Genomic DNA, 23,547 nt, shown 5'->3' with positions numbered 1-23,547 from the left:
TTCTGAATCCATGGGTGACGATGATTCGGGATCTGATGATTGGTGGTGCGTCGGTTGAAGATACGCTGACGCTGTGGGCTTCCTCGTTGCGAGACGCCAAGCAACGCCTCCGTCCGCTGTTTACGCAGGAGCGGGTGGCAGCCTCGGCGTGGCGGTTTCTCCACGGACTGTTGGGTAACGAGCCGCGCAAGACGCGTTGGATGCGGGCTGAAGCGGCCGGCGATCCAGGCCCGTGGCGCCAGCAGGCGATCCTGGGTCGGGGGCAGTGGGATGCCGACGCGCTGCGCGACATTGTTGCGTGAGTACGCGCTGGAAACGCTTGCCGATGAGGACGCGGTTCTGGTTATTGATGAGACCGGGTTTTTAAAACAGGGCAAGGCGTCGTGCGGCGTCGCACGCCAGTACACTGGCTCGGCGGGCAAGATCACCAATTGCCAGATCGCAGTGTTTGCCTCCTGTGGTGTCGCGGCATGGCCATGCCTTCATTGATCGCACGCTCTACCGGCCGAAGGAATGGACGGACGCCCCCCGCTCGCCTGAAAGCACCGCATGTACCGAGCGATGTGGGCTTTGCGACCAACCCAAGATCGCGCGTCGAATGATCGCTCGTGCGATCGCCGCAAAGGCGCCGTTCGCGTTCGTGGCGGCGGACAGCATGTATGGCACGGGCGAGATCGAAACCCTGCCTGCGCGAGGCGGGCAAAGGCTATGTTCTGGGTGTTGCTTCCAATCACGTGTTCCGTTCCTGGGGCAAGCCGCAGCCTGTCGCCGGCACCGCTCCGCGATAGCGCAGAACCTTCCCAAGAAGGCCTGGCGCCGCCTGTCGTCCGGCGGAGGGACCAAAGGTCCGCGCTGGCACGACTGGGCCTATCTCGAGTTGGGCCGATCTCGACGTCAGTGAATACAACGACGACCGTGCCGGGGAATGGACGCGGGGTCTTCTGATCCGCCGCAACATCGCCGACGGCAGCTTGGCCTTCTTCTCCAGTTGGTGCCCCAAGGGCACCTCCATGCAGAAGCTGGTGTCGGTAGAAGGCCATCGCTGGCCCATCGAGGACAGCTTCGAAACCGCCAAGAACGAGCTCGGCCTTGATCACAACGAAAGCCGCTCCTGGCATGGCTGGCATCGCCATGTCTCACTCGTCATGCTGGCCTTCGCCATGATGGCCGTCATCCGTCATCGGGCCAATGCTGAGCCAGCGTTCAAAAAAACGCGACGCCGGCGCACCAAACATCGTTCCTGATCCGCTGGTCGATCCAGGAAATCCGTCGCATCGCTATCAAGCTCGCTCAACGGCGCATCTCGATCGACCGTGTTCTCGCATGGTCGCTCTGGCGGCGAGCTCACCAGGCCGACGCTCGCCGCGCTCACCTCAGACGAAAAATGCAACTGTAATGCTAACTTAGATGAGCCCAGAGCCTCTCTTCGCGAAAAGCCTAATCAGTCTCAAATTATCTGACGTCGGACAGGTTGCTAACTGCGTTGTTCAACAAGGACCTACAGAATGCAGGCGTGAGCTTGCCGCGGTGGATCACGACGTTTTCGTGCCCCATCGCGGCTCGCGCGCTCTGCCAGTGCCGATTGTAGCCGCGCTGTTCATTGGATTTCACATGGCAAGCGGCGAAGTCGGCGTCAGCCGCCGTCGCCAACTGCCACGCATGTACCGGCCGCTTCGTATGAATGTGCACCCACATCGGATTCGCCGGCGCACCGTTGCGCAGTGCCTTGGGCCGCAGCTTAATCTCGAACAGCGTCCCCGGATCGCCGCTCAACGCGCGCGGTTGATCCGGAGGCTCCAACTCCGCGGCCGCCCGCAACCGGTCAAGGTATTTCTGCGAGGGAAAGCCGTAGCTCTTCATGCAATCGATCATGATCGCGGCTCTTTGCCTCTTCAATGAGTTTGCCTGTCCCTGCACCTCGGAATACATCGTCTTGAGCCGGACTATCTTGTCGTGCACTTCGGGCACTTGCGCGGGCGTGAGCAAGCCACTTCGACGAGGCTCCTCCAACGCGGCTACACAGGCTTCGATCTCGGCGGCCTGTCTGTGGAGGCGCTCGACGACGATATTTAGGACGTGGTCGGCGTCCTCGGGTTTCATCTGACGCGCTTGCGAGACGGCGCTTTGCTGAGCGGGCAGATCGAACTGCAAAAGCTCGTCCAATCGCTTGAGCAGTCCCGTCAGGGCTTCTCTGGAGGGCGGAGCCTGCCACATCGTCAGGTTTCCGCTCGCCGACAATGACGCCCGCGCGCGGGCCTCCTCCGCGCTCGTGAGTTTCTTTGTACCCAAATCCGAGAGTACGATAACCTTGCGTGTTGAGCCCGTGCCAGCGTCGGACCCGGCGAGCTGCGGCTCAGCGCCCCCAGCTGTCGAACTCCCCTCGCCTGCGGCCGCTGCGCGCCTGCCTTTGCCCTTCCTGCGCGCTGCAGTGCCTTCGGCCACCCCGGCAGTATGTTCCGGCAGCACAGCCCAAGCCGGCGGTTCAATCGTGGCTGGCGTCTTTGGCTGAAGTGCCAGCAGCCGCATGACTTCGTCCGCTGTAAGCCACGCACCTTCCACTATCTGATCCAGCAATTCTAACGGAAGATCGGCTCCCGCTCCGGCGTCCGTCAGGCTGGCAATCATGCCGCTCACTCCTGATGCAAATTCCGAAAGCCGCTCCATGACTCCTTCCAGAACGTCGCGGTGCTCAGCGTCAAGCGGCGCTCCGTTGCGGTTCATCACGGCCTCGGCCGTCGAGGCCAATGCCGGAACAACATCCTCGATGAAGGTCCCGAGCAGACGCACCCGCCCGTCTCCATCGATAAGGGCGTCTTTGACGGCTGGTCCCAACCTGCTCGCTAGGGAGAGCTGCGCGAGAGTGATCTGCGATTCCAGATACTTGTACTTCGTGTTGAGTGCATAGCCGGTATGCAGTCGTAGCGCGGCCTCTTCGGACTTCCGCAACTCGGGCGTGCTGCTTGGTAACTCGGCAGTAGCCGCGCAAACGGACTGCATCCGCTCCGAGCGCAATGCCCTCTTTCTCCACCACTCCATGCAGTGCTCATAGTAGGGCTCCACGCCTGAAAGCACGCGGTTCAGCTGGTCAGGCGAAGCGGTGCGGATGATCCTGCCGAGCAGGGCTGCTGCTTTATGTCTGCTCTTCTCCAGGTCATCGAAAATCGCAGCAGCCACGGCGTTACATTCGTCGGCCGCGCCCAGCGTCTCATCGCGGAGCTGGCGAGCCCGATTGTCGGGCAGAATGCGCCGCGCCAAACCTGGGGGCAGAGCAGCGTAGTAGTCCAGAACTGCTAAGCCTGCTTTAACGACTTGATCGATCAGCTCTTGCCTCTCGGACAAGGTCCGGCCGTGCGTGGCTGCCCTACGACAAGTATTGAGGTCCTCAAGCAGGCTGTCCAACGTTCGCTTTGCTGCCTTAACCTCATCTCGTGTTGGCGCCGCCACATCCGAAGTTGGTTGCCGGTTCACGAGCGGCGCGGTTCTATCTTGAGGCCCGGAGCGCATCCGCTCCACGACGGCCTCGAAAGATTGACTGCGTTCCCCACGGACGAGGCCGAACTCCAGGCTCGAACTGCTCGATACCCCAGTGCTGTCGGCTCCTGCAGCTCCAACGTACGATTTGCCAGCTCGGCCGATGCCCGTCATATTTTATCTCCGATAAAAGAGTCGAGAATGCGCAGCCTTCCTGGCTAAACCGCTTCGCTGACGAGTAGCTGACCAAGAGCGTTTTTCCCGATGCACAAGCCCATGTCGCCTCGGGTCCACTCCCATCGCAGCTGCTGTGCTGCTGAAGACAGTGATGCCGGGATAACCGCCTCAGCTGCGGGATCATCACCTGCGGTACATGACCGTAGCCTGAAGCGCGAAATTTTCGCGAGCGCGCTGGGGGCAGCACACCGCCACTCGACAGCCTTGCGTTGGGAGTTCATTTTCCTCTGGAAATTTGCCCGCGATCGGCGCAGCAATAGGCGCGCGGACGTTTCGGGCGAAAATCCGTACGCGGGACATCGCGCATAATCTAGTGTCCTAAACCAGAAGTTCATGGCCTTTTAGGCCTTCTGACACAGAAGCGTTCGATGGAGCTGAGAATGTCGTCAGCTGATTTGGTCCATCGGAATGGGCAGGGGACGGCGTTGTGCTGTTCGATGAAGGACGTGATCTCAGTACGTGGCTCCGCCACGCTGCGGTACGCGCCTGATTTTGCGCTCGGTGATGAGGGCAACGAAACGTTCGACCTGATTGAGCCAGGATGAGCTGGTTGGCGTCAGATGGACGTGCCAGCGCAGTCTTTTGGCCAGCCAGTTACGGATCAGCGGCGTCTTATGGGTTGCCTAATTGTCCTTGACGAGATGAACGTCCAGATCATCCGGCACGGCGACTTCGATCTCATCAGAAACTTGCGGAATTCTGTGGCCCGTGGTGTCCGTAACACTTGCCGATGACCCGGCCGGTTGCGATGTCGAGAGCGGCAAATAGCGATGTCGTGCCATGGCGCTTGTAGTCGTGACTGTGGCGTTCCACCTGACCAGGTCGCATGCGGAACGAGGGTTGGCTCCGATCCGGCGCCAACATCTGCGGCTTTTCGCCGACACACAGCACGATGGCTCGCTCGGGCGGGACTACGTAGAGGCCGACGACGTCGCGAACTTTGCGACGAAGCTAGGATGGTTTGAAAGCTTGTAGGTCTCCAACCGATGTGGCTGCAGGCCGAAGGTGCGCCATATCCGCTGTACCGTCGAGACCGACAGTCCACTGGCCCTCGCCATGCTGCGCGAGCTCCAGTGAGTGGTGTTGGGCGGTTTCGTCTCAAGGGTGCGGACGATTACTGCCTCGATCCGGGCTTCTTCGATCGTGAGCGGCGTCGCTGGTCGACCCAGGAAACCCGTCGCATCGCTATCAAGCTCGCTCAACGGCGCATCTCAATCGACCGTGTTCTCGCATGGTCGCTCTGGCGGCGAGCTCACCAGGCCGCCGACACACGGCGCGCTCACCTCAAACGAAAAATGCAACTGTAATGCTAGGAACAGACGCATGTCGCGACAAACCCGAGCCGCCTCACCGCCGGAAAACGTGGCTGCACATCTGCGCTCAAGGCTTGCGGGGGCCGTCGCCGATGATGGGCGAGAGGGCCTCGTCGACATGTCGAATTGGCATCACGGCGTTGGCGACGCCGTCGGATTCGCAATTGAAACGCGCGCCAGAAGACCTTCCTTGCCTCCCTTAAGCCCGTACTCCTCTGCCGGCTTGCCGCCGAGTTTGGCCGCTTCGGCGACGCCCTTCGCGAGCGTGTCGAAAGTATCATCCGAAAGATGCAGGGCGCCAACACCAAACCATCGTCGCCATCTGGCTCCGCGTTCCCACCCTTCCATCCACGTAAAGCCTAAGTCGCTACTACGTTTGACGGCATTGAATGTTGAATGAGCGCGCCAGCTTGGTTGATGTCCTTTTTGGCCTTATCCGCAAAGAACACATTCCGTTTGGTCGCGATGATCAGTTTGTGGACGGCATAGCGCTCCGGGGCCGGTACAAGGACCGGAACGCCGGTGTCATGCAAGACAACAGAGCGGATGGGGCTCATGGATCAGGTAGTCTAGGAGCCGCAACACCTGCGCTCCTACGGACGGCCCCAATGGAGGCATCTGCGTCAGTCTGGAGGAGTAGTCCTCGTCGCCACGGTTTTGTGTAAGGAATTCGACCTTGAAGCCGGTGGCATTGGCAAAACCGCTGAATAGCTTGGTTTCATCGGGCGAGAATGAGGGCGCACATGTCGGATCCACCTTTTTCAGGATCTCTTCGATGTCGGGCATGCTTTCATCGATCGAGATCGAGATGCCGTAGAATTTCGCGATGTCCATATCCTCGGTCGTCACGAGCTCGTCGGGCAGCTTGAGGCCGACTACGCCGCTGTATGTCCGATAGGCCATCGAACCGACGAGCGTGGCGCGAAGCCGGAAAAGTCCCGCGCGCGCGAGTTCGTTGACGACGAGACCTTCCATTTGGGGAGGGGCAGGGTAGCCGGCCCGCCTCAACTTCGCTGCCAGCTCGCGTCGCGCGCTATAGCCAATCATGGTGCGCTGGAAGGCAATCTCGGGATCATCGGTCGGACCGACATATTTGAGGGTCGTCTTCGCCGGTCCCTCGCCACCGAGGGCGCGTAGGTCTTCTAGTAATAGTGTTCGCGGTTGGCTCGCTTCTGTTTTGAGAAAGGTCCGTTTTCCGGAGCGGCTCGCGAGCCTCAATAAGGATCTCTCGCAGCGATTCGGCGGCTTGATCGTGCAAATCCGTCTTAACGGAGGCCGTCGAAAAACTGAGGCCCGAGATCATCGACCGCAAGCAGCGCGAAGCCGCAATCGCCGTCCGCGAGGCGCGCAATCAGGCCGACCAGTTCACTAAGAGCCTGCGGGCCATTCTGGCCGATCTGAAGCGCGTCCGACGGACCGTCATGGAGTCGAAAACAGTCGCTACCCGGCTGGAAGCCTTTTTCGAGGAGTTCGTCGACTCCTGCTGAAGGAATTCGAATCCATCCTCACCGGTAACCATCCGTCCCGCTTCCGCAGCGCCATCGTCGATCGCGCGCGGAGGATCTCCTACACCCCGGAAACCATGCAGGTCCTCGCCGAGGAGTACACAGCTTCCAGCATGGCAGCCGACCTCGACGACGGTCGAATGGCCGCTGCCGACGACCTGCTGGCCATCGAAAGCATCTTCGATCAGATCGGGGAGATGTTCGACAGGATCGAGGCCTTCCGCAGGCAGCTCGAAGCCCGGGTCCGCAACACCATTAATTACGCCGACCGGGGCGGGCAGGGACTCGTCGGCCGGGCGGCGGACCTGGTGCGACACCTGGATGCCCTACTGCGGGACGGCAGGTACCACAAGGCGACAATCGAATCGAGCATAACTTCGTTCAATCCGTGCCCGGCAATCAGCGCCGCGATCCTGGCCACGCGACTGCATCCTTTACAGCCTGCAGACGACCCACAGAATTCATCAATATCGGCGAGCGGAGGCCGCTCACCAATGAGCGAGTTCAGCTTCTGGAAGCAGCTGTCCTCAAGCAAGACGCGCGCCGCGCCAGCCTGACGAGGTTTGCGTGCGAGGAGGCGAGCATTGTTGAAATTGCCGAAGCTGCCATCCCCGTCGACGAGCACAGCTAGCTCTGTCGAGTCCACCATGCCTTCGACGCTCTGGACGAGCTGGCTCCATGAAGCTTCATTGGCATCACGATAGCCCAGCGAACTGGCAATCGACAGACCAGACGCCCAGAGCCCCGCAAATCCTGAGCGCTGGGCGATTGTGGCGGAAAGGCCATCATGGGCTTCGATCAAAACGAGAGCTCATCATTCGAGCAGACCTGGGCTTGAAGCATTTCGACAGGCGAGGGCCGCGCGCGTTATTGACCTGCGGTGGACCGAACGGCTCGTGCTTGATGCTGCATGTCTAAATCCTGTAAGCCGACCTAGATTGCCACCAACGTCGCTGCTCATATTTTTTTCGGCGTGATGCCGCTCAATGACCAGCATTGGTAGTTTATTGGGACCGCAAAGGCTTGCATGATCGCCATAGGATTGGCGCCGAACGCAGAGCTTTCGCTATGGGTTGATTGGCCTCGCGCCTAAGGCTGGAAAGAAGGGCTTCGGATGCAAAATGAATGACCTGGGTTCGCGAGCCCGTGCTACGTCCCGAGAGAGAATTCCCACACTCCTTCGGGGGAGGAGTGCTTAGGGAAAGGGTGATATCCGGCTCACATAGATTTAGAGCTCACATAGATTTAGACGCAACTATCGACAGTCACGGTTGTCGTAATGCCGCCGTCGGATTGGCGACAATGTCGAAAGCCCGTCGATAGGGCTACAGCAGGATGGCAGCCTCGTGCGAATGGAACGGCATTCGCCGAAGAACTTGTCCTGATCCGCCGATACTTTGCGGGCGCCACTGAGTGGTATGGCATTTGCTGATGCCATTCCTGTTCTCTCGAATCCAGGAGAAAATCATTGGCGGATGTGCAAGAGGTTGTGCTGTCGGAACGAGAAAAACAGTGCTTGCGATGGATCGAGCAGGGGAAGTCATCCTGGGAGATCGGAGTCATCCTGAACGTGAGCGAGAACACCGTCAACTTTCATGTCAAGAATGCGATGCGAAAGTTGGAAACCACCAGCCGGACGCAGTGCGTCGTCAAGGCGCGGCGTTTGGGTCTTCTTTAAGCCGCGGTTTCGGTGGCGCTGTTGCGAAATACAAGCAGACAGCGATGATAGAGGTGCTGATACTATGAACAGTGCGTGCTTCCATGTCATCGCTGATTGTTGCGGTGAGGCGCAACGCGGACAAGGTAATCAAGCTAACGGCGCACGCGCATCACACCCTTGAAACTGGACGGTCGGTGGGGTCCCAATGTTCGTCCTCCGTTTGCCAGCCTAGCGGCGTATACGTGTCGCAAGCTAAAGTGTGGTGGATCATAGCGGCTGGCGTGCTGAAACTGTGATCACCCAAACGCGGCTCGGACGGCGCGGGCCGGACCTTAAGTCGGCAATGATGGTCGGCAGACGCATTTCCAAAACACGTTGCTGGTAGACGTTGCACGAACTATGACTCTGCGCGCTTAACCAGTTCGGGTGATTCTCACGAAACGTTGCTGGCTTAGTGACCGATACTTCGCGGACCATCAATGCAGACGTCGTGTTTTTCTAATTATTGGGGCGTCTTCGATGCGTGCAACTCTCTTGTGAACCGTTCGCCGCGGCAACTGAAGCGAAGGTCAAATCGCCATCCGGATGCACAGGAATGGAAGCGAAGTGCGGTCGCGTCAGGGGCTTTCTAGCGTTTGCATATTGGGCGACAGCTAGGCGATCCGACAGAAAAATGAGACGAGACCTTCGCATCCATGGCGCGATGTCTTTTGCCGCTGCTCTTGATGGCCGGAAGACTCTTCGCTAGATCACAACGGTTCACTATGGAGGTGCCGACGTGGCAATGGGTATTGTGAAGTGGTTCAATCCGACCAAGGGTTATGGATTCATCAGGCCCGAGGATGGAGGCCCCGATGTCTTCGTGCACGTCAGTGCCGTGGAAAAGGCCGGTTACACCACTCTCGAAGAGGGGGCCCGCGTAAGTTATCAGCCCAAGGCCGGGCGTACGGGCAAGATCTCAGCTGAAGATCTCCGGGTTGGCTGATCCGAACGCCGAATGACGTCTTGGACGAGAGCGGGGTCTCTGTCTCGGGTTGATGAGGATAGTTGTCAGCTAATGGTGAGGTCTTGCTGACGTGACCACTCCCCTTCTCAGCTGAAGCAACATAGCCGAGGCGTGCGCCGTCCAGGCATTGGGATTGCGACACCGGTGAAGCGCTGTCGGCGCAGAGCCGTCGGTCCCGTGACAAATAGTTCTCGGTGCGGGCTGGTAGTGATTGTGGTTCGAGTGCGGTGATTGTTTCATCACGAGAGCCGAGCTAGAAAGGCGCGTCAGCATAGCGCCGCACCGTGCTCTGGCGAAGAGTCTGGCGCGTCTGCTTTGCCTGAACTGCCTGCTGAAGATGGTCCGGAACTTATTGCCTGGCATGCGCCGCTTGAGGCACGAACTCGTCCTGGACCTCCATCAACGGCTCGACGCGGAGGATTGTCCACGCTCTGCTCCTTCTGTCAAGGACAGCACCGCTACACCGGAGACTTTGCGAGAAGCTGACGGGCTTTGCCGCTGGCTACAAAAAAAGACGATGCCCCAGTTGCCGCATTCGGTCTTGCCGATCACGGGCTACCATAATCCTAAACGCAATTGTTCAGGACAACTGCCCGCCAGCTTACCAATGTTTTGTGTGAAGCCACTCCACCAATCCACAGAGCGCCTGTAAACCCTGTTTCGTGCAAGTGGTTTACGCGAATTCGACCCACATATACTTCGGCATGGTTGTCCGCCTCAATCCACGTGAGAGGCGTGCCAGATCGTACCAATTCTTGGACTCACAGATCTCACCGTTCAGTCACTGAAGCCCGGTCTGTATATGGACCGGAAGACGCCGGCCTTTGCCTTGCGTGTCCGCAAGAGTCGAAAGACCTGGGTCGTGGTCAAACAACCGCACCAATATTCGGCTGGGTCACTATCCTGACCTGAAACTTGCTGAAGCACTCCGCGGCGGCTTTGCCGCTCTCGGTACTCCCGTTGGGGAAAATGAAACGTCAATGATTTGGGGCAAAAACATGCTGCTTGATTTGAAGAAGCCGATTGATAACGCAAGCGCCAAGGAGGGCGGACAGACACCGAGAATGATGGGGGCTAAGTCCGTCCCATGAACTCATTTTCGTGCCTCGCGTTACGATTCGGATTTGCGCCTGCAGCATGATCATACGATACTCTAGCTTGCGAGTAATCAGCGGAATTCGGTTTATGCGCGCCGCGAATCGTCGCCCCTCTTGAGGCAGACACCCTGCAACCCTAAGGTCCATTACGGGTAAAAAATTCCACTGCTGAGCAACTGACGCTTTGAATTGGCAGAGCCAAGTAGGATTGCCATCTTTCGTGACGTGGCTTTGTTGTCGATGCACAGCTTATTGTCGGCGCTATTCAGAATAGTAATTCCCATCCCTGCTTGGGATCGGCAGGGTTGTAGACTGCAAGCGTCAGCGGTACCTCCGGAGCGATGCGATCGCCTTCCTGTGCGATTGCGAGCTTACCTGCCCTTGAGTTCAACGTTGATACGCGAATGTCGGGTTGCGAACATTTTGCGTCCTGATGGACATTGAGACAGAACAAAATAGGACAAACTCGACAAATATACACAACCAGGGAGGTGCGCCCTTTGGAAGAAAGGCACGTTGCTTGCTTGGGTGCAGTGAGCGTCACCGGTCTTGCAGGGGCTGGTGATGCTGGGGCGGGCCTGACATGTTTCAAGGCCATCTCGGGTCCGCCTCATTACTCCTCGCGAGGCAACATGGAGCAACGTATTCGAGCGGCTTCAGCGGCTATCGCGTTCGCTCATGCGCTCGGTCGCGAAGTCCTCAGCGTGTACGAACATGAAGGCCGCAGGTACAACAGAATCAGCGTCCGCGTAACCGGGAGCATAACAAACGGTTACGACTTTGAAAGTAAATGCCACATCGCCGGTGCGCTGCCGAGTATATATCACTTCGGTGCTGAGTCGCATTGGTTACTGAGGCCCAAGTGCCCACGACTCTACAGCGGCCTCGATTATTGCACCTCAACCCCCTTCTCCGTGAGAGTGACGGACAATGGTGTCCAGATAGTCGATTGGCGAAGGAATTCCTTCACATACCACGTCTGGTGGGTGGTCCGTGCGATAGAAGGAAGCCGACGAAAGAAACTGCGCTAGCAATTGGCGCTGTACTCGTTTTCACCGCAATCACGGTCGCTTGCCTGTGGGCGCTTGGAGCCTGGCATGGCTGAGTATCTTGGTGAATGAGCCCGATGGAGAAAGCGTTGTTACCATGCCGCTCCTTCTCGTTGAATTGCTGTGCGGTCCGGATTGGGCTGACGGACCCCCAAGCGGTCGTGCTGTTGTGGGTGTTGATTGTGTGCGAATGCCGCCGGAACAAACGGGTGCGGACTGCTCGAACGCTATACGGCTGCGTGGCCTAACTCGCGGCCCGCTCTCAGGGCCGCGCGTTTTGAGCGGATCACTCTGCAAGCTTAAGGTTCAGTTAATTCGGAGAGTAGGGCAGGTCAGCGCTTGGCGTGACAGCACCGAAACGCCCATCTTGAAGGCCATGATCTCACCGGCGCTTCCTCTAGAAAACAAGGCAGTCACCATAGCTCAATACGTGCGCTAGATTGCGTCTATTCAGTGGAAGCGGCGCGCCGCTGACTTGAATACGCCGATGGCTGTCTTCGCGATGCTTTGTGATGCGCGTGATCTGGCGAGGTGCCATCTGGCTGACTCCGGTTAACTTCTAAAATCTACAGTTCGTCAGAAAGACGCGACACTCCCAGCTTAAGTAGGCCATTTCCCAATGGACCGCGAACGCGTGCGTTATTCTCGCTTGCTGATCGTCCCATGGAAGAACGGCAGGCAGCCACGACGGGCGGTCTCGCCCCAGTGATCATCGTGCGATTGCTCTCTCGTCGGTTTTCCTCGGCTGCTGATCCGACCAACTCTCCCGCTCGTTTTGTCCATTCGAGCTAAGCCGCGGATAAAGGATTATGGATTCCGCTACCGGGTTCGCTGTCGGCTACAATTGCCTCCCTCAGTTCTTCGTCAGTGAAGAACTCGGGGACAGAAAATCGCGATCTGTCCTTTGACGGACGGTTGGCGTGCGCGACTTATTCCGCGAGACATGGATCTTCGGACGGCGGTCTCGCTCCCGCAATGAGCAGCTCCACCGTGCTCGCGAGTATCAATTGCGGGAGATTTCGGAGGTCTTGAGCCTCTCATCGGGCAAGCAAGCGAGAACGCGCGATGAAGAGTGAAACCGAAACGCTGTTGACATTCGAACATTGTCCGGGCTCCAGATCGGCTTGAGCTTGGCATATTCGGACGCGAGTGCTTGACTCACTGTAGGCTTGACCGTTCAATCTCCCACGCCATCCAAGATGCCCATGCTGACTGAAGGTGAGACAGTCCGTTCCGAGCGGCGCAGTTGCCTAGCATCGCGACGTAGGATGCAAGCGGGCCACGAACTGATCTTCGACCAGGCTGGGCCAAACGCGGCTTCGGAATTTAAGCGTGAGATCAGAATCGTGAACAGCCGTGGCATCAGATTGCGAGGAGCCTCCAACGCCCTTCTGCATTGCGGATCGACTGCCGATCAGCCGCACAGCACCGTCAGTCTGGCGTTAACGCCCGCCACTGCGGCTCACGCCACAACGTCCTCGCGAAAATGGTGGGAGCACTCTGGCCGACGGTTGCCGTAGCGAGCGCTGCTACAGACTCGTGGTTTCGGCTTTTGCTGTCTTGCTCAAGACATCGGTTGTTTCCTCGCGACAAATAGGGTCGCGGACAGCCAGATGGCGCGAGAAAACCTACATGATTCTGTCTATGAAAATGCTCGAGGGCATTGGCATGTCGGTTGCTTGAATGTGTGACGGCACCAATTTGGTCATGATATTCCTTCAGCACCCGATCCAGGTATTCAAATGAAACGTGCCCACTTCATCAATGGCAGAGGTCTCTTGATGCACTTTTCAAAACGCGTGCCAGCATCGCGAACTCTGCTACCTTCGGATTGCCGTTTGCTTTGCCAGCCAGAATCCGACGGTCCTAAAACGGGCTCGCGACCAATGGCGGTCCTCAACAAGATGGTGCACACCGGGGTTAAGACGTTACGCTTCTGGACGATCGTTTGTGCCACCTTTAACCCGTGGTTCAAGCGCCCGTATCGGCGAGATGCCAAGCCTGGGTTCTTGGAGCTAAGCGCCGGCCTTGCATCGGTGACCACACATGGTCAATGAGCTGTTGCAGGACGATTGGGATCCTGAGAAAATAGTCGGGCAGATGGACGAGCTCAAGGTCAAGCTGCTTCGTGCCCAATCGGTCGTCGCCGAATGTAAGGCAGGATTGGCGGATTTGGAGCTGAGGCTTGAGCGTCGAGCAATCTCATTGCCGATCGATGAACGGCACCGCAATTCTGCGCCAAACAATTCAATACGTGACGCTACCGCGCGAACCGCGAAGCATCGATGATCCTGCTCACCAGGAAGCTGCCGTGGCGTTTTCCAGGCGATCATGAGACCATTGAAAGCTGCCGTAACCCAAGTTAACGGCGAGAGTACCGACCGGCTTGCGAGGCGTCATTTTTACGGACCGGGCGGGCGAACTGGAGGCCTGCCGTTATGCCGAGCGGTTTGGTGGTCGCGGTGCGTTGGGCCGGCGGATGGGGCGCGGAGTAACACCACATGCGGGACGTCTCCCCGCGGTGTTGACTAAAGCCTCCTGTCTGGAGGGCTGCTCATGCACATGTCAGGATTGAACGTCAAGGGCTGTCTCCCTTACTCAGGGCCAGTTCGGTCGTTTTATCCGTCTTCCCGGCCGTAACCTCGTCAGCTTTTCGAAAGCTTCTCCAATACGGATAGACCCATCGATCCTGGACGGGAGGCGGGCGTGCACTCGCACAATTTCGACCTATCTAGTGCTGCCCCTCCACCATCGGTACAGCACGCCTGACTAAACGATCAGCAGCCGAGACTGGCGAAAGAAGATGCCTTTGAGCCGCAACTGAATACAGCGCGCGTGGCAGGCCTTGCCTCGATGCTGCGGTCGCAATCCGCCGTCGAATGTCTCGCGCGCGAATCATGATTACATTCACGAGATGGTGAGCGGTCCAATTACTCGTCGGAAACTCTCACCATCTACGGCTGAGAAGTATCTTCAGATGCTTTAAGGGGGCGGATTTCCCCGGTGAGGGCAGCCAGTCGCTCCAGGTCAGTGATGGCAGTACACTACACCAGCTCGCCAATACGGTGTTCAAGGAGAACAAGCACGCAGGTATGGCTTTCCGGACGCTTCAAGAACAGCGCGGAGGTTCAGCAGCAGCAGTCGGGGTCAGGCGCAGGTGAGTGCCGCGGCTTCGGCGGGTCCTGGGCGTACACCAATTGCTCCCAGTGAGGCTGATGCGCCGCTTATCGAAATCGTTATCAAGAGCAAGCACTGGGCACCGACGACTTTCAGATGCAAAAAAGCCGAATCCGGCGACCCGCTTGATTGGCGCGAGAAGGCCGACCATTGACGAAGCTGTCGGATTTTGAACCATCGCATGACGCTTCGTGTGTTTTGCGCATCTGCAAAGTGCTGCTGCGCAGGTACACGGCCCGGGCCTCTGCTGCGTCTCATAAATGTCATCTTGCGCGTGCCAGTGACGGGCGCGGCGGCTAGATCGAGCCAGCGGCTCCATACGGACCGGGCGTGGATGCCTGACAAAGCACGAGGAGGTCGATGACAAAGCGTTTTCGCAACTTGGCCCTATTGTTCATACACACCTCCATCGTTGTCTTCCCCGCCGCGAAAGCGCAAGACCGCCGGACTATCACCGAGCCTGTTGCACCTCATACTGTGTGCGAGCGCCTCGTGCCGTCTGGCAAGCAAGATACGACCACGTTGCAAAATGCCATCGACCAGTGTCCTTCCGGGGCCGCCGTGTATTTAGGGCGCGGCGAATTCCGGTCGGGCCCACTCGAGATGAAATCGGGTGTGACGTTATGGGTCGGACGCGGGGCGACGCTGATCGCCATCCCCGAACCTGCTGCTTACGACAAGGGCCTCGGACAATGTGGTCGTATTGCGGAAAAGGGCGGCGGATGCCGGCCATTCATCAGCTTTTCCAAAACGAGCGGCGGTGGCATCTACGGAGAAGGCATCATCGATGGTCAGGGGGGCGCAATAATTGGCGGCGGCGCGGAAACCTGGTGGCAGCTAGCGCGCCGCGCTCAAGCCCAGGGCGGCAACCAGAACGCCCCGCGCTTGATCCAGATCGATCATGCGCAGGACGTCACTTTCTCTGGTGTCACCTTGCGCAACGCTCCCAACTTTCATGTCGCGATGAACCGGGTCCAAGGTGCCACGTTTTGGGGCCTCATAATCGATTCACCGGCGGATGCGCGCAACACCGATGGCATCGATGTTGCCGCGAGTCAGGATGTGACCATTACCCGCAGCTTGATCCGTACGGGTGACGACAACGTCGCAATCAAGGCCGGCGACAATGGCTCAAGCAGCCATATCTCGATCATTGATAACTATTTCGGCTGGGGGCATGGCATGTCGATCGGCAGTGAGGTGAATTCCGGGGCCAGAGACATATTGGTGCGTAATCTGACGCTGGATGGTACGACGTCCGGCCTGCGCATCAAGAGCGATGTTAGCCGAGGCGGTCTGGTCGAGAGCGTGACTTATGAGTACGTGTGCCTGAGGGGCAACCGGTGGCCGCTAGCTTTCGATACAAAATATGATCCGCGCGCACAAGGCACGAGAATTCCGGTCTATCGGCGAATCGTTCTCCGTCATGTGCATGGCGACACCGGTGTGTTGCTGATCCGCGGCGTAGACGAGGAGCATGCCCTTGACGTGACACTCGAAGATGTCCGATTTGCCGACTCCGCCACTTGGCAAGTTGAACATGCGAACGTCACCGCAAAACACTCTGACGTATCACCGCCGCTGCCCGGACAAGCTGCAAAACCGCTGCTGCGCGGCTCGGAGGTATGTTCCAGGGCGTTCCGCAACAGCAATCGGTAAGCACTACATCCGGCGCCGAACTCGGGTGGTGAGTTCAGCATCTGGGCCAAGATTACTGGTGCCGACGAAGGTTGGCCTCATGTCCGGACTTGTTTGCAATTATCTGACGGTTTGCAGGGCCGGGAATGCGAAGGTGACGTGGAGGTTCTGATTTGGCGCGAAAAAATGTGTTGCCCCTGCGCTGCGGCTATCCCGCAGAGATAGGCTCTGTCGACTGCGTCGAGGTGCCGCTGACTCAACGAAGTGTAGGATCATGCGTATTTTCGTTCACCCTGCTGCACTTCTGACGGGATGTTTCTGCTTGTCGTCAGCATACGCTCAGCCACTGTTGGTGTCGCATGCCGAGAATGCAGCCTATCACTCCGTGCAGCAAGCTATCGACGCATTGCCGGCGGAAGGCGGAGATGTTCGGATCGCGCCCGGTATCTATCGTGAGAAGGTCAAAATCTCCAAATCCGGTGTTCATCTCTCAGGCACTGGTAGCAAGCCGGAGAATACCGTCATTGTGTATGGCGATGGCGCGATCAATGTAGGAGGAACCGCCCGGTCGGCGACGCTGGATGCCAATGGCGATGACTTCCGGCTCGAGAATTTGACCATCCAGAACGACTACGCTCTCAACCCGGCCAATCCACCCTCCCAGGCGGTTGCACTATCCCTTACCGGCGACAGGGACGTCGTTACGCGCGTCCGCCTGCTCGGCGCCCAGGACACGCTGCTTGCCGGCAAGGGTCCAAACGGCAGAATGTCACGTCAATACTTCTCGAACTGCTACATCGAAGGGCATGTCGATTTCGTATTTGGCAACGCCAAGGCCTGGTTCCGGAAATGTGAGTTGCACGGCATCGCCAATCAAGCGGTCGTCTTTACCGCTCAGAGCAAGGCAGCACCGGACGAGGACAGCGGCTATGTTTTTGATCATTGCACTCTAAGCGCCGACCCTGCCGCGCGCGATATCGCGCTTGGCCGCCCCTGGCGGCCGTATGCCACAGTGGTCTTTCTGTCGACAAAGATAGATGCACAGGTCATTCCGGAGGGCTGGCGCGAATGGGATAGGGGCAAGACCAACAACTTGAGCACGAGCTATTATGCCGAATATAGATCCTTCGGGGTCGGGGCTAACCCCTTAGGCCGCGAATCTTACTCCCATCAACTGACAGATGGGGAAGCCGCGAAATGGTCGCTGACCGCGTTCTTCGCGGGTGCCACAGATTGGCTGCCTGCGGAACCATATCGACGGAAGACAAAACAACGCTGACGGTGAGGGAACAACGGCGATCCTCGGATGAATGACGGAGAGAGCGGACATGATGGAGAGTGGTGTCCAGCAACCAAACTGCCGGGGGTGTGAGAGGGGCAGCGCTTCGGCTGTCACTCCACGCTTAGAGGAGCTCGTTAAGACGCTCCATCGCTCGCGGCGGGATGCGATCATCCGCTTATCCCACGCTTATTGGCAGCCTGTCCAACTACCCGTCGAAGATTGGCGAAATCGAATGCACAAGCGAGCGCAGAAGGTCATTCTTCAGGCTCAGATGCAGGCAAAGTCGGCTTAAATTACCTGTCAGGCGCCGGCGGTCGGCATTCAAGATACCACCGTCAATGGACTCCTTCTCATGTCAAGTGCCGCGCAACATTTCCAAGTGTGCCGATCAAGGAGAGCCCTGATGCAAGAGCATGCGTTAGGGTAGCAGACCTGCATGGCGCCGCCGGGGCGAGCCGCGGGTAACGGCTGCCGACAACAGGTACTCCATGGCGTCCAAAGCGCCACTTTGCGAGGAAAGGCAGCACTTGGATCGGGATGATGGTCGTTTTTCATCGTTCCCGAAGTCAAAACTAAATGGGAGAATGCAAAAGTGCGCGACAGCTCCGAACATTGATCGACGACATGCGCTTCTATGCGTCTGGTTTCAGTAGAGAGCTAGCAGCCAGTCTACTCCAAGCATCGACCTGACCTACATCAAGCGGCAGCATGATAGACAGCAGCAACGCCGGTTTCTCGATCGGCACTCCGCTGCACTCGCTGTGCATTACGCGCCTCTGGGCCACCAACCGGCGCACCAGAGGAACGGCAGCAAAATTAGCAGCCTCCTACGGCAAACGCGGCTTCAGAGCGCGAGGCCGTGCTCATTGAGCACCTTATCTCTTAGAGCGCCCTTGATCTCACGGGCGATCTCTTTGCGAACTGCGGGACCCAACACTCGCTTGGCATCTTCGACGAGGCCAGCTTCAGCTCCGGTCAGCCCTTGATCGGCGAGCTGTTGCTCCATTCGGCTGTCGAACTCCTTTCCCATTGCACCAATGAGCTGGTCCTGCGTCTTGGCATGCTCTTCAGGTGCGATGCGGCGAATCACATCGTCCCACGGCTGCCAATCCATTGCCAAATAGTCGGAAAATTCGGCCGCCTCCCTCTCCCGAACGGATGTCTCTGCCCTGTCAACGTCAGAGTTGTTAACGCCGGCGACCTCAAAGAAGCGCATGTTCGGCGCGACGTGTTGTAGTTCCAGCCGCTCGCGCAGCTTGTTCTGGTAGGCAAGAAAGACTTCAACGGCGTCGATGTCTTCTACGTTGTCAATCGAGGCGAGCGAGTGAGCCTTGTCGCGCGCGATCGCCTCGAGTGCGTCCATGCGGAACATGACGCGCCCCAATTCGACGAGCTTGGCAAGCCGTTCCTTGTTGTCATAGAGGCCGTTCTCGACTTCCGCGATGAGGCGCGCGGTCTGCATGCCGTTCCAGGTTAATGTTCTGCGATCCTCGCAGCTCTGGTTGGCGTCCCATGCCAATTGAAAGTACTGGGCACGCAATTGGGGGTTTTTTGCCGCCTGACGCAGATCATTGGCCACCGATTGCCGAAACCCTTCATTGCCGGAGTTGACGGACTCGAACAGCTTGCCGAGGAAAAGTCCGTATTCCCGAGCGCCCGGCTCTTCTGCAAAGTTCTGCCAAGCGGCAAGCACCTCCCGATCGCCCTCCTGTGGATTGCCCTTCAGCCATTCTGCAACTGTTTCAGCGAGAGCGTCCGCCTGCTCATCGTCTGTCCCGGACGATTCACTTTCGTCGTCGTGCGAAAGGTGGACAGTCGGGCCGACATAACCCTCCGCGCCGAGGATTGTACTCAGGTTCGCCAGCACCTGCTCAGATAGTGGATTTTCAGTGAGAACTAGGGTGCCATCGTCGCCCAAGGCCGTCAGCAGGTCCTCGGGCAGACTGGTCAAATGGTTTTGGCTTACGTCGAGAAACCGGAGCGAAGCTGGGAGAGCCGGCGGCAGATCCGTCAGTTGATTTTGGCTTACGTCGAGAAACTCGAGCATAGCAGGAAGCTCCACCGGTAGACTCGTCAGCTGATTGTGGCTGATGTGGAGAAATTGGAGCGAAGCAGGGAAGGCGTCGGGTAGGTTCAGCAGCCGATTGTAGTTGGCGGAAAGAAATTGGAGCCCGGCAGGTAGGACGGCAGGTAGGCTCTCCAGCCGGTTCGAGTTCACGTCGAGGCCTCTCAGCCCGGCTGGGAGCGGGGGCAGGCTGCTCAGCTGATTGCCGCTAACATCAAGACGCTGGAGCGAAGCCGGAAGTTCGTCAGGCAGATTGGTAAGCCGGTTGAAAGGCACATCGAGCACGATGATTTCGCTTGGAAGTCTGGGCAGGCTGGTAAGGGACAGCGACTGGAGATCCAGCATGGCGTCTTCACCGAGAGCATTGACCCGCCTTGCCGCTTCGTCCCGGTCCTCGAGGGGACCCACGTGCTGTTCAGAAGCCCAATTCTCAAGCGTCTCGTGTGCTTCGGTCGGCGTATGGGTTGAATGCCCGGAGTTTGCTGCGAAACCCGTCACGAATGCATCCCATTGTGCCGCCCCCCGCCCGTCTTCCGCTCCCTCTTGTTGGGAAGATGCAGAAGGAATGCCTCCGTCGGGCTGAATCTGTCCTGTCTCAAAAGGATCCATTTCACCTCCCTTACCACACCGGGCCAACTCAGCCCGTGACGACACCATCTAGGACCTAGGACACTTCTCTTTCGGCAAGCTGACGGCTCTATCGTAGTTACCGCAGCGATAGCATTGAAGCGGCATATTTTCGGTGCAACGATTTGGAACAGTGAATCCATGGCTGGCCCGTTATCTCCGCGCCTACACGTTTCCGCACCGACGCGGCCGCGGCTTAAACATCGAGCCCGCGGGGGGCGGCAACGGTTCGTTACCTTAATAGCAGGCAGGAATCCATTTTCGGCCGAGTCCGTGAAAAACGAAGAGCGGCAGGCGCTCGAACGCTCACCTCCGCGGCCGTCCTTTCACTTGCCAAGGCAATCGGTGCAACGCTGGTCTTTGCGAGTGATTGGGCGTTTTGCAGCGAGACTCGTCAGCTGATCGACAGGTGGCCGTGCTAGCGGCAGAACGCTTTCACGTTAGCGTCCTCCGGGTCTGTCGGCCAACGGAATGGCAGCAAACGTTGCAGCAGCAGCGATCCATTCGCCGCCTCCAAATCGTGTGAAGCTGAACCGCCTTCGACCAGGGCGGGCCGCGCGGGCACGTGCGCTCGCTCGAATGATTATTGCGCCAGCGCGCAAACTCCTGCTCCGCGGCTTTGCGCAGCGGCACGCGGATTTCTTAGTTTATGACGAGGGAGATAAGATAATGGACACAGGACAGGCACAGCGGAGCGCAGGTTCTGCCCCGGATACTTTTGAAGAAGGCGAGCGGGAAAGCTACCTCGGCGGCTTCAACCGTGCCTTGGCCAATTTGGTCGAAAGCTTGATAGGGTATCGGACCCCCAGCTCCGCGCGCGCGCGGATCCTGGACGAGTGGGTTGGCGAAGAGGGGCAGGGCTCAGCGGAAAACCGCGGACAGGGGCGCTCGCGAATCAGGGCTGCGGACAACATGCGCTCGCACTTGGTCGATTTGTCATCCCTGTCCTTAACCGCTTTGCCCGACGCCCTACCGCCGAGACTGCTGAACCTCCGCGCTATGCACAACGAGCTCGGCAGCCTGCCCGCTAGCCTCCCACCTGGTCTCCACGAACTTTTTATTAGCCACAACCGGTTGACCAGTTTGCCGGACGCTCTTCCGACGAGCCTCTATCGCTTAGAGGTCAGCGATAACAGGTTGACGAGTCTCCCAGATAGCCTTCCGGCGGAGCTGGGGATCCTGAACGCAAACAACAATCGACTGAGCAGGTTGCCCGACGCTCTTCCGAGCAGCCTCACCTCGCTCGCGGTCAGTGGCAATCAGCTGACCGAACTCCCCGAGTCCCTCCCATGGGGTCTCGTTGAACTCGATGTCAGCAGCAATCAATTGGCCAATCTCCCCGAAACCCTTCCGAGCTGGCTTGAATCGATCGATGTCAGCGGTAACCGGCTGACCAGCCTGCCTGAGGATCTGCTACCGGGGAGTTTGGGCCGTCCGCTGCAGAACGTCGAGTTCGGTGATAACCCATTCCCGGACGAAGTCCGCGCTCACCTCGCGGCACCTCATCTTGAGCAGCTGCCTCTGGACGAGGCTGCCGCGCACTGGCTCGGGGACGATCCGACGGCGCTAGCCGAGTGGCAGCACTTTGCGGATGAGCCTGGCGCCCAAGACTACGCCCGGTTCCTAGAAAGGCTACGTGGGACCGTCAATTATGGCAATCACGAGTTTCGGCAGGCCATGGCGGATGATCTGCGGCAGGCGGCGACCAATCCGAGATTGCGCGAACAGTTTTTCACACAGGCTTCTGAAGCCAACGCGAGTTGCGAGGATCGTGTCACTCTGCACTGGAACGGTATGCGGACCGCGCGCCTTAATTCTGACGTCGAGGAGGGGGTGTATGATAATAGGCTCGGCCAACTGATCCAGCGCGGCCGCGTTGCGTTCCGCCTGGACGCGCTGGAAGGGATCGCGCGCGACAGGGTCAACTCGCTCCTCACTCTCCACCCGAACTCAGACGACGTCGAAGTCTACTTGGCCTATCAAAATCTTCTTCGCGAGCCGCTGGAGCTGATTCACGTCGCCCCTGACATGCGCTTTCTGACGGTTTCTCACGTGACATCCGATGATGCGGCGCGCGCGCTGCAGTCGGTTCGCGAGCAAGAAGCGAACCAGTTTACTGACTACATGGCAACCCGCTGGCAACCGTGGGAGACGGTGCTGAGGCGAATCGCTCCTGATGAATATGAAGCGATGCAAGACCGGCTCGTCGAAGCCATGGGCGAGGAGTTTCAAACCCGCTTGGATCAGCGACTGGCCGAGCACGGTCTTCTAGGCGATCCGGATGCCGAGCGGGTGCTCGGAGCCCAAGTCCGAAACGAGCTCGCCGGTGAGATCAAACGCGATGTCATGCGCCGTGTGCTGGCCGAGCGTGGCGGCCTCGAACTCTGAGGTTTCATCACGCCGGAGATATATCTATCAATGCTCTATAGCGGGGCCAAAAATCGATTGTCAAAGCCTCGCCAATTGCCGCGAAGGTGCTTTTGCACTTCGGGAAAATGAGGGCCTTTCGGTCTTCCGATCGATGAAGGCGCGCAAGGCGAGGCATATCTTCGTCAGCTCAACAGCTCCTCGGGATCAGAGCTCCACTGGTCGAAAGTTGTTGAGCAGACCAGACAGGGCGCTGCCGCGGCTAACCAGCTGGTTTGACTTTGAGTTAACTGTTCGTCAGATCTAGTTGAGTTCGAGTCCTTCCAGCGAGATCATCTCGGCAAGCAAGTGTTGGAGTACCGTAGCGATGGCCAATCCGTCATGCGGGAGTCGTGCACGCACTTGATCGAGGCGTTCGAGGCTGCACGACAAGCCTTGCGGTTCCGCAGTCAAGGGCTGAGGCAGACTGAAGCGAACGAATGAAGTCTGCCGGATCTTCATTTGCCGAGCTCGCTTGCCAAGCTCATCCTCGAACTGCGCGCTGCCTGTCCGATCCCGAGCGCCGAGAGGCGCTCGGGATAACTACCGAGAACTCAGGACAACCTGCACATCTTTTTGAAAAAGCTGTCTGGGCGATTTCATGTCTGAACGCGCTGTTCCTCTCGTCTAGGCGACTACGCTCCCTCATGGGCAGCCCTATGTGATCCACGTTTTCCCGGAAACGGCGGATGCGCGGTAAGCCCTCAAAAGGGACGTTCTGCATCCGAGCGAATGCGCCGGACCTGGTAAACCGCAGTAGGCCAATTCGGTCCTTCATAAGCGTAGTCGAAACCAACAAATGGAAGCCCAGGTCACCAGAACGCCTCCCGGTCTGCGTCAAGGAGCGGTCGCTGTCCGTCATTGAAGCAGGATAAGCTGAGCGCCAAAGTTGCGTAGAAGATGCTCGTCACGCATGACCTTAGACATTGTTAGCGGCCGAGGAATTCCGGCCTGATGCTTGAATTCCTCGCACGATCGTCAGGACCATCCATTGGCATCATCGGTTTACGAATT

Annotated in this window: 16 protein-coding genes and 1 pseudogene; 12 read left to right on the top strand and 5 right to left on the bottom strand. The window is 58.4% G+C overall.

The genetic code is table 11. The features are described from left to right. Nucleotides 1-14 precede the first annotated feature (14 nt). Genes AC24YW_RS28285 through AC24YW_RS28270 form a run of 4 tightly spaced genes read left to right on the top strand, consistent with a single transcriptional unit; the run spans nt 15 to nt 1,244 of the window. Entirely contained in the window at nt 15-302 is a 288-nt protein-coding gene (locus AC24YW_RS28285) for a hypothetical protein (protein WP_487485784.1), read from the top strand. Then, a complete protein-coding gene (locus AC24YW_RS28280) occupies nt 295-489 on the top strand; it encodes a transposase (RefSeq protein WP_487485783.1) in 195 nt (64 codons plus the stop codon). The genes AC24YW_RS28285 and AC24YW_RS28280 overlap by 8 nt, the downstream gene beginning before the upstream one ends. After that, nucleotides 458-901: a transposase gene (locus tag AC24YW_RS28275; RefSeq protein WP_487485936.1), complete on the top strand. Its 444-nt coding sequence runs from the start codon at nt 458-460 to the stop codon at nt 899-901. The genes AC24YW_RS28280 and AC24YW_RS28275 overlap by 32 nt, the downstream gene beginning before the upstream one ends. Further along, on the top strand, nt 870-1,244 hold the full coding sequence (locus tag AC24YW_RS28270; RefSeq protein WP_487485935.1) for a transposase: 375 nt from the start codon (nt 870-872) through the stop codon (nt 1,242-1,244). The genes AC24YW_RS28275 and AC24YW_RS28270 overlap by 32 nt, the downstream gene beginning before the upstream one ends. 208 nt (nt 1,245-1,452) lie before the next feature. Here AC24YW_RS28270 and AC24YW_RS28265 read toward each other — a convergent pair whose 3' ends face one another. Further along, nucleotides 1,453-3,645, bottom strand: a complete 2,193-nt coding sequence (locus AC24YW_RS28265) for a hypothetical protein (protein ID WP_487485782.1) — start codon at nt 3,643-3,645, stop codon at nt 1,453-1,455. A gap of 443 nt (nt 3,646-4,088) precedes the next feature. On the opposite strand from AC24YW_RS28265, the gene AC24YW_RS28260 reads away from it, so the two are divergent. After that, nucleotides 4,089-4,253 (top strand): hypothetical protein, encoded by a 165-nt coding sequence (locus tag AC24YW_RS28260; protein ID WP_487485781.1) that lies wholly within the window; start codon nt 4,089-4,091, stop codon nt 4,251-4,253. A gap of 1,127 nt (nt 4,254-5,380) precedes the next feature. Here the strand turns inward: AC24YW_RS28260 and AC24YW_RS28255 are convergent. Continuing rightward, nucleotides 5,381-5,578, bottom strand: coding sequence for a GSU2403 family nucleotidyltransferase fold protein (locus AC24YW_RS28255; RefSeq protein WP_487485780.1), 198 nt, complete (start codon nt 5,576-5,578; stop codon nt 5,381-5,383). Continuing rightward, a complete protein-coding gene (locus tag AC24YW_RS28250; protein ID WP_487485779.1) occupies nt 5,547-6,239 on the bottom strand; it encodes a GSU2403 family nucleotidyltransferase fold protein in 693 nt (230 codons plus the stop codon). The genes AC24YW_RS28255 and AC24YW_RS28250 overlap by 32 nt, the downstream gene beginning before the upstream one ends. A 68-nt stretch (nt 6,240-6,307) precedes the next feature. Between AC24YW_RS28250 and AC24YW_RS28245 the strand changes: the two are divergent. After that, nucleotides 6,308-6,876 (top strand): annotated as a pseudogene (locus tag AC24YW_RS28245) (Wadjet anti-phage system protein JetA family protein); the annotation flags it as partial. Here the strand turns inward: AC24YW_RS28245 and AC24YW_RS28240 are convergent. Then, nucleotides 6,786-7,328: an isocitrate lyase/phosphoenolpyruvate mutase family protein gene (locus AC24YW_RS28240; protein WP_487485778.1), complete on the bottom strand. Its 543-nt coding sequence runs from the start codon at nt 7,326-7,328 to the stop codon at nt 6,786-6,788. The pseudogene AC24YW_RS28245 and the gene AC24YW_RS28240 sit on opposite strands and share 91 nt — an antisense overlap. Before the next feature lie 675 nt (nt 7,329-8,003). Between AC24YW_RS28240 and AC24YW_RS28235 the strand changes: the two genes are divergently transcribed. The 5 genes from AC24YW_RS28235 to AC24YW_RS28215 all read left to right on the top strand — a co-directional run bounded on the left by AC24YW_RS28235 (nt 8,004) and on the right by AC24YW_RS28215 (nt 17,432). After that, the gene (locus tag AC24YW_RS28235) at nt 8,004-8,204 is read left to right on the top strand and encodes a response regulator transcription factor (protein WP_271595994.1); all 201 of its coding nucleotides are present in this window, start codon (nt 8,004-8,006) and stop codon (nt 8,202-8,204) included. A gap of 760 nt (nt 8,205-8,964) precedes the next feature. Continuing rightward, the gene (locus AC24YW_RS28230) at nt 8,965-9,171 is read left to right on the top strand and encodes a cold-shock protein (RefSeq protein WP_036030656.1); all 207 of its coding nucleotides are present in this window, start codon (nt 8,965-8,967) and stop codon (nt 9,169-9,171) included. 4,213 nt (nt 9,172-13,384) lie between these two features. Continuing rightward, on the top strand, nt 13,385-13,627 hold the full coding sequence (locus AC24YW_RS28225) for a hypothetical protein (protein WP_487485777.1): 243 nt from the start codon (nt 13,385-13,387) through the stop codon (nt 13,625-13,627). 1,248 nt (nt 13,628-14,875) lie between these two features. After that, a complete protein-coding gene (locus AC24YW_RS28220; RefSeq protein WP_487485776.1) occupies nt 14,876-16,174 on the top strand; it encodes a glycoside hydrolase family 28 protein in 1,299 nt (432 codons plus the stop codon). Nucleotides 16,175-16,427: 253 nt separating this feature from the next. Next, a complete protein-coding gene (locus tag AC24YW_RS28215; protein WP_487485775.1) occupies nt 16,428-17,432 on the top strand; it encodes a pectinesterase family protein in 1,005 nt (334 codons plus the stop codon). A gap of 847 nt (nt 17,433-18,279) precedes the next feature. On the opposite strand, the gene AC24YW_RS28210 is transcribed toward AC24YW_RS28215, so the two are convergent. Continuing rightward, a complete protein-coding gene (locus AC24YW_RS28210; RefSeq protein WP_487485774.1) occupies nt 18,280-20,109 on the bottom strand; it encodes an NEL-type E3 ubiquitin ligase domain-containing protein in 1,830 nt (609 codons plus the stop codon). Nucleotides 20,110-20,796: 687 nt separating this feature from the next. Between AC24YW_RS28210 and AC24YW_RS28205 the strand changes: the two genes are divergently transcribed. After that, nucleotides 20,797-22,515, top strand: coding sequence for an NEL-type E3 ubiquitin ligase domain-containing protein (locus AC24YW_RS28205; RefSeq protein WP_487485773.1), 1,719 nt, complete (start codon nt 20,797-20,799; stop codon nt 22,513-22,515). Nucleotides 22,516-23,547 lie beyond the last annotated feature (1,032 nt).

This window comes from Bradyrhizobium sp. USDA3516, from assembly GCF_057651995.1.
The sequence above is the reverse complement of the archived record's forward strand: the minus strand, read 5'-3'. Positions and strand labels throughout refer to the sequence as shown.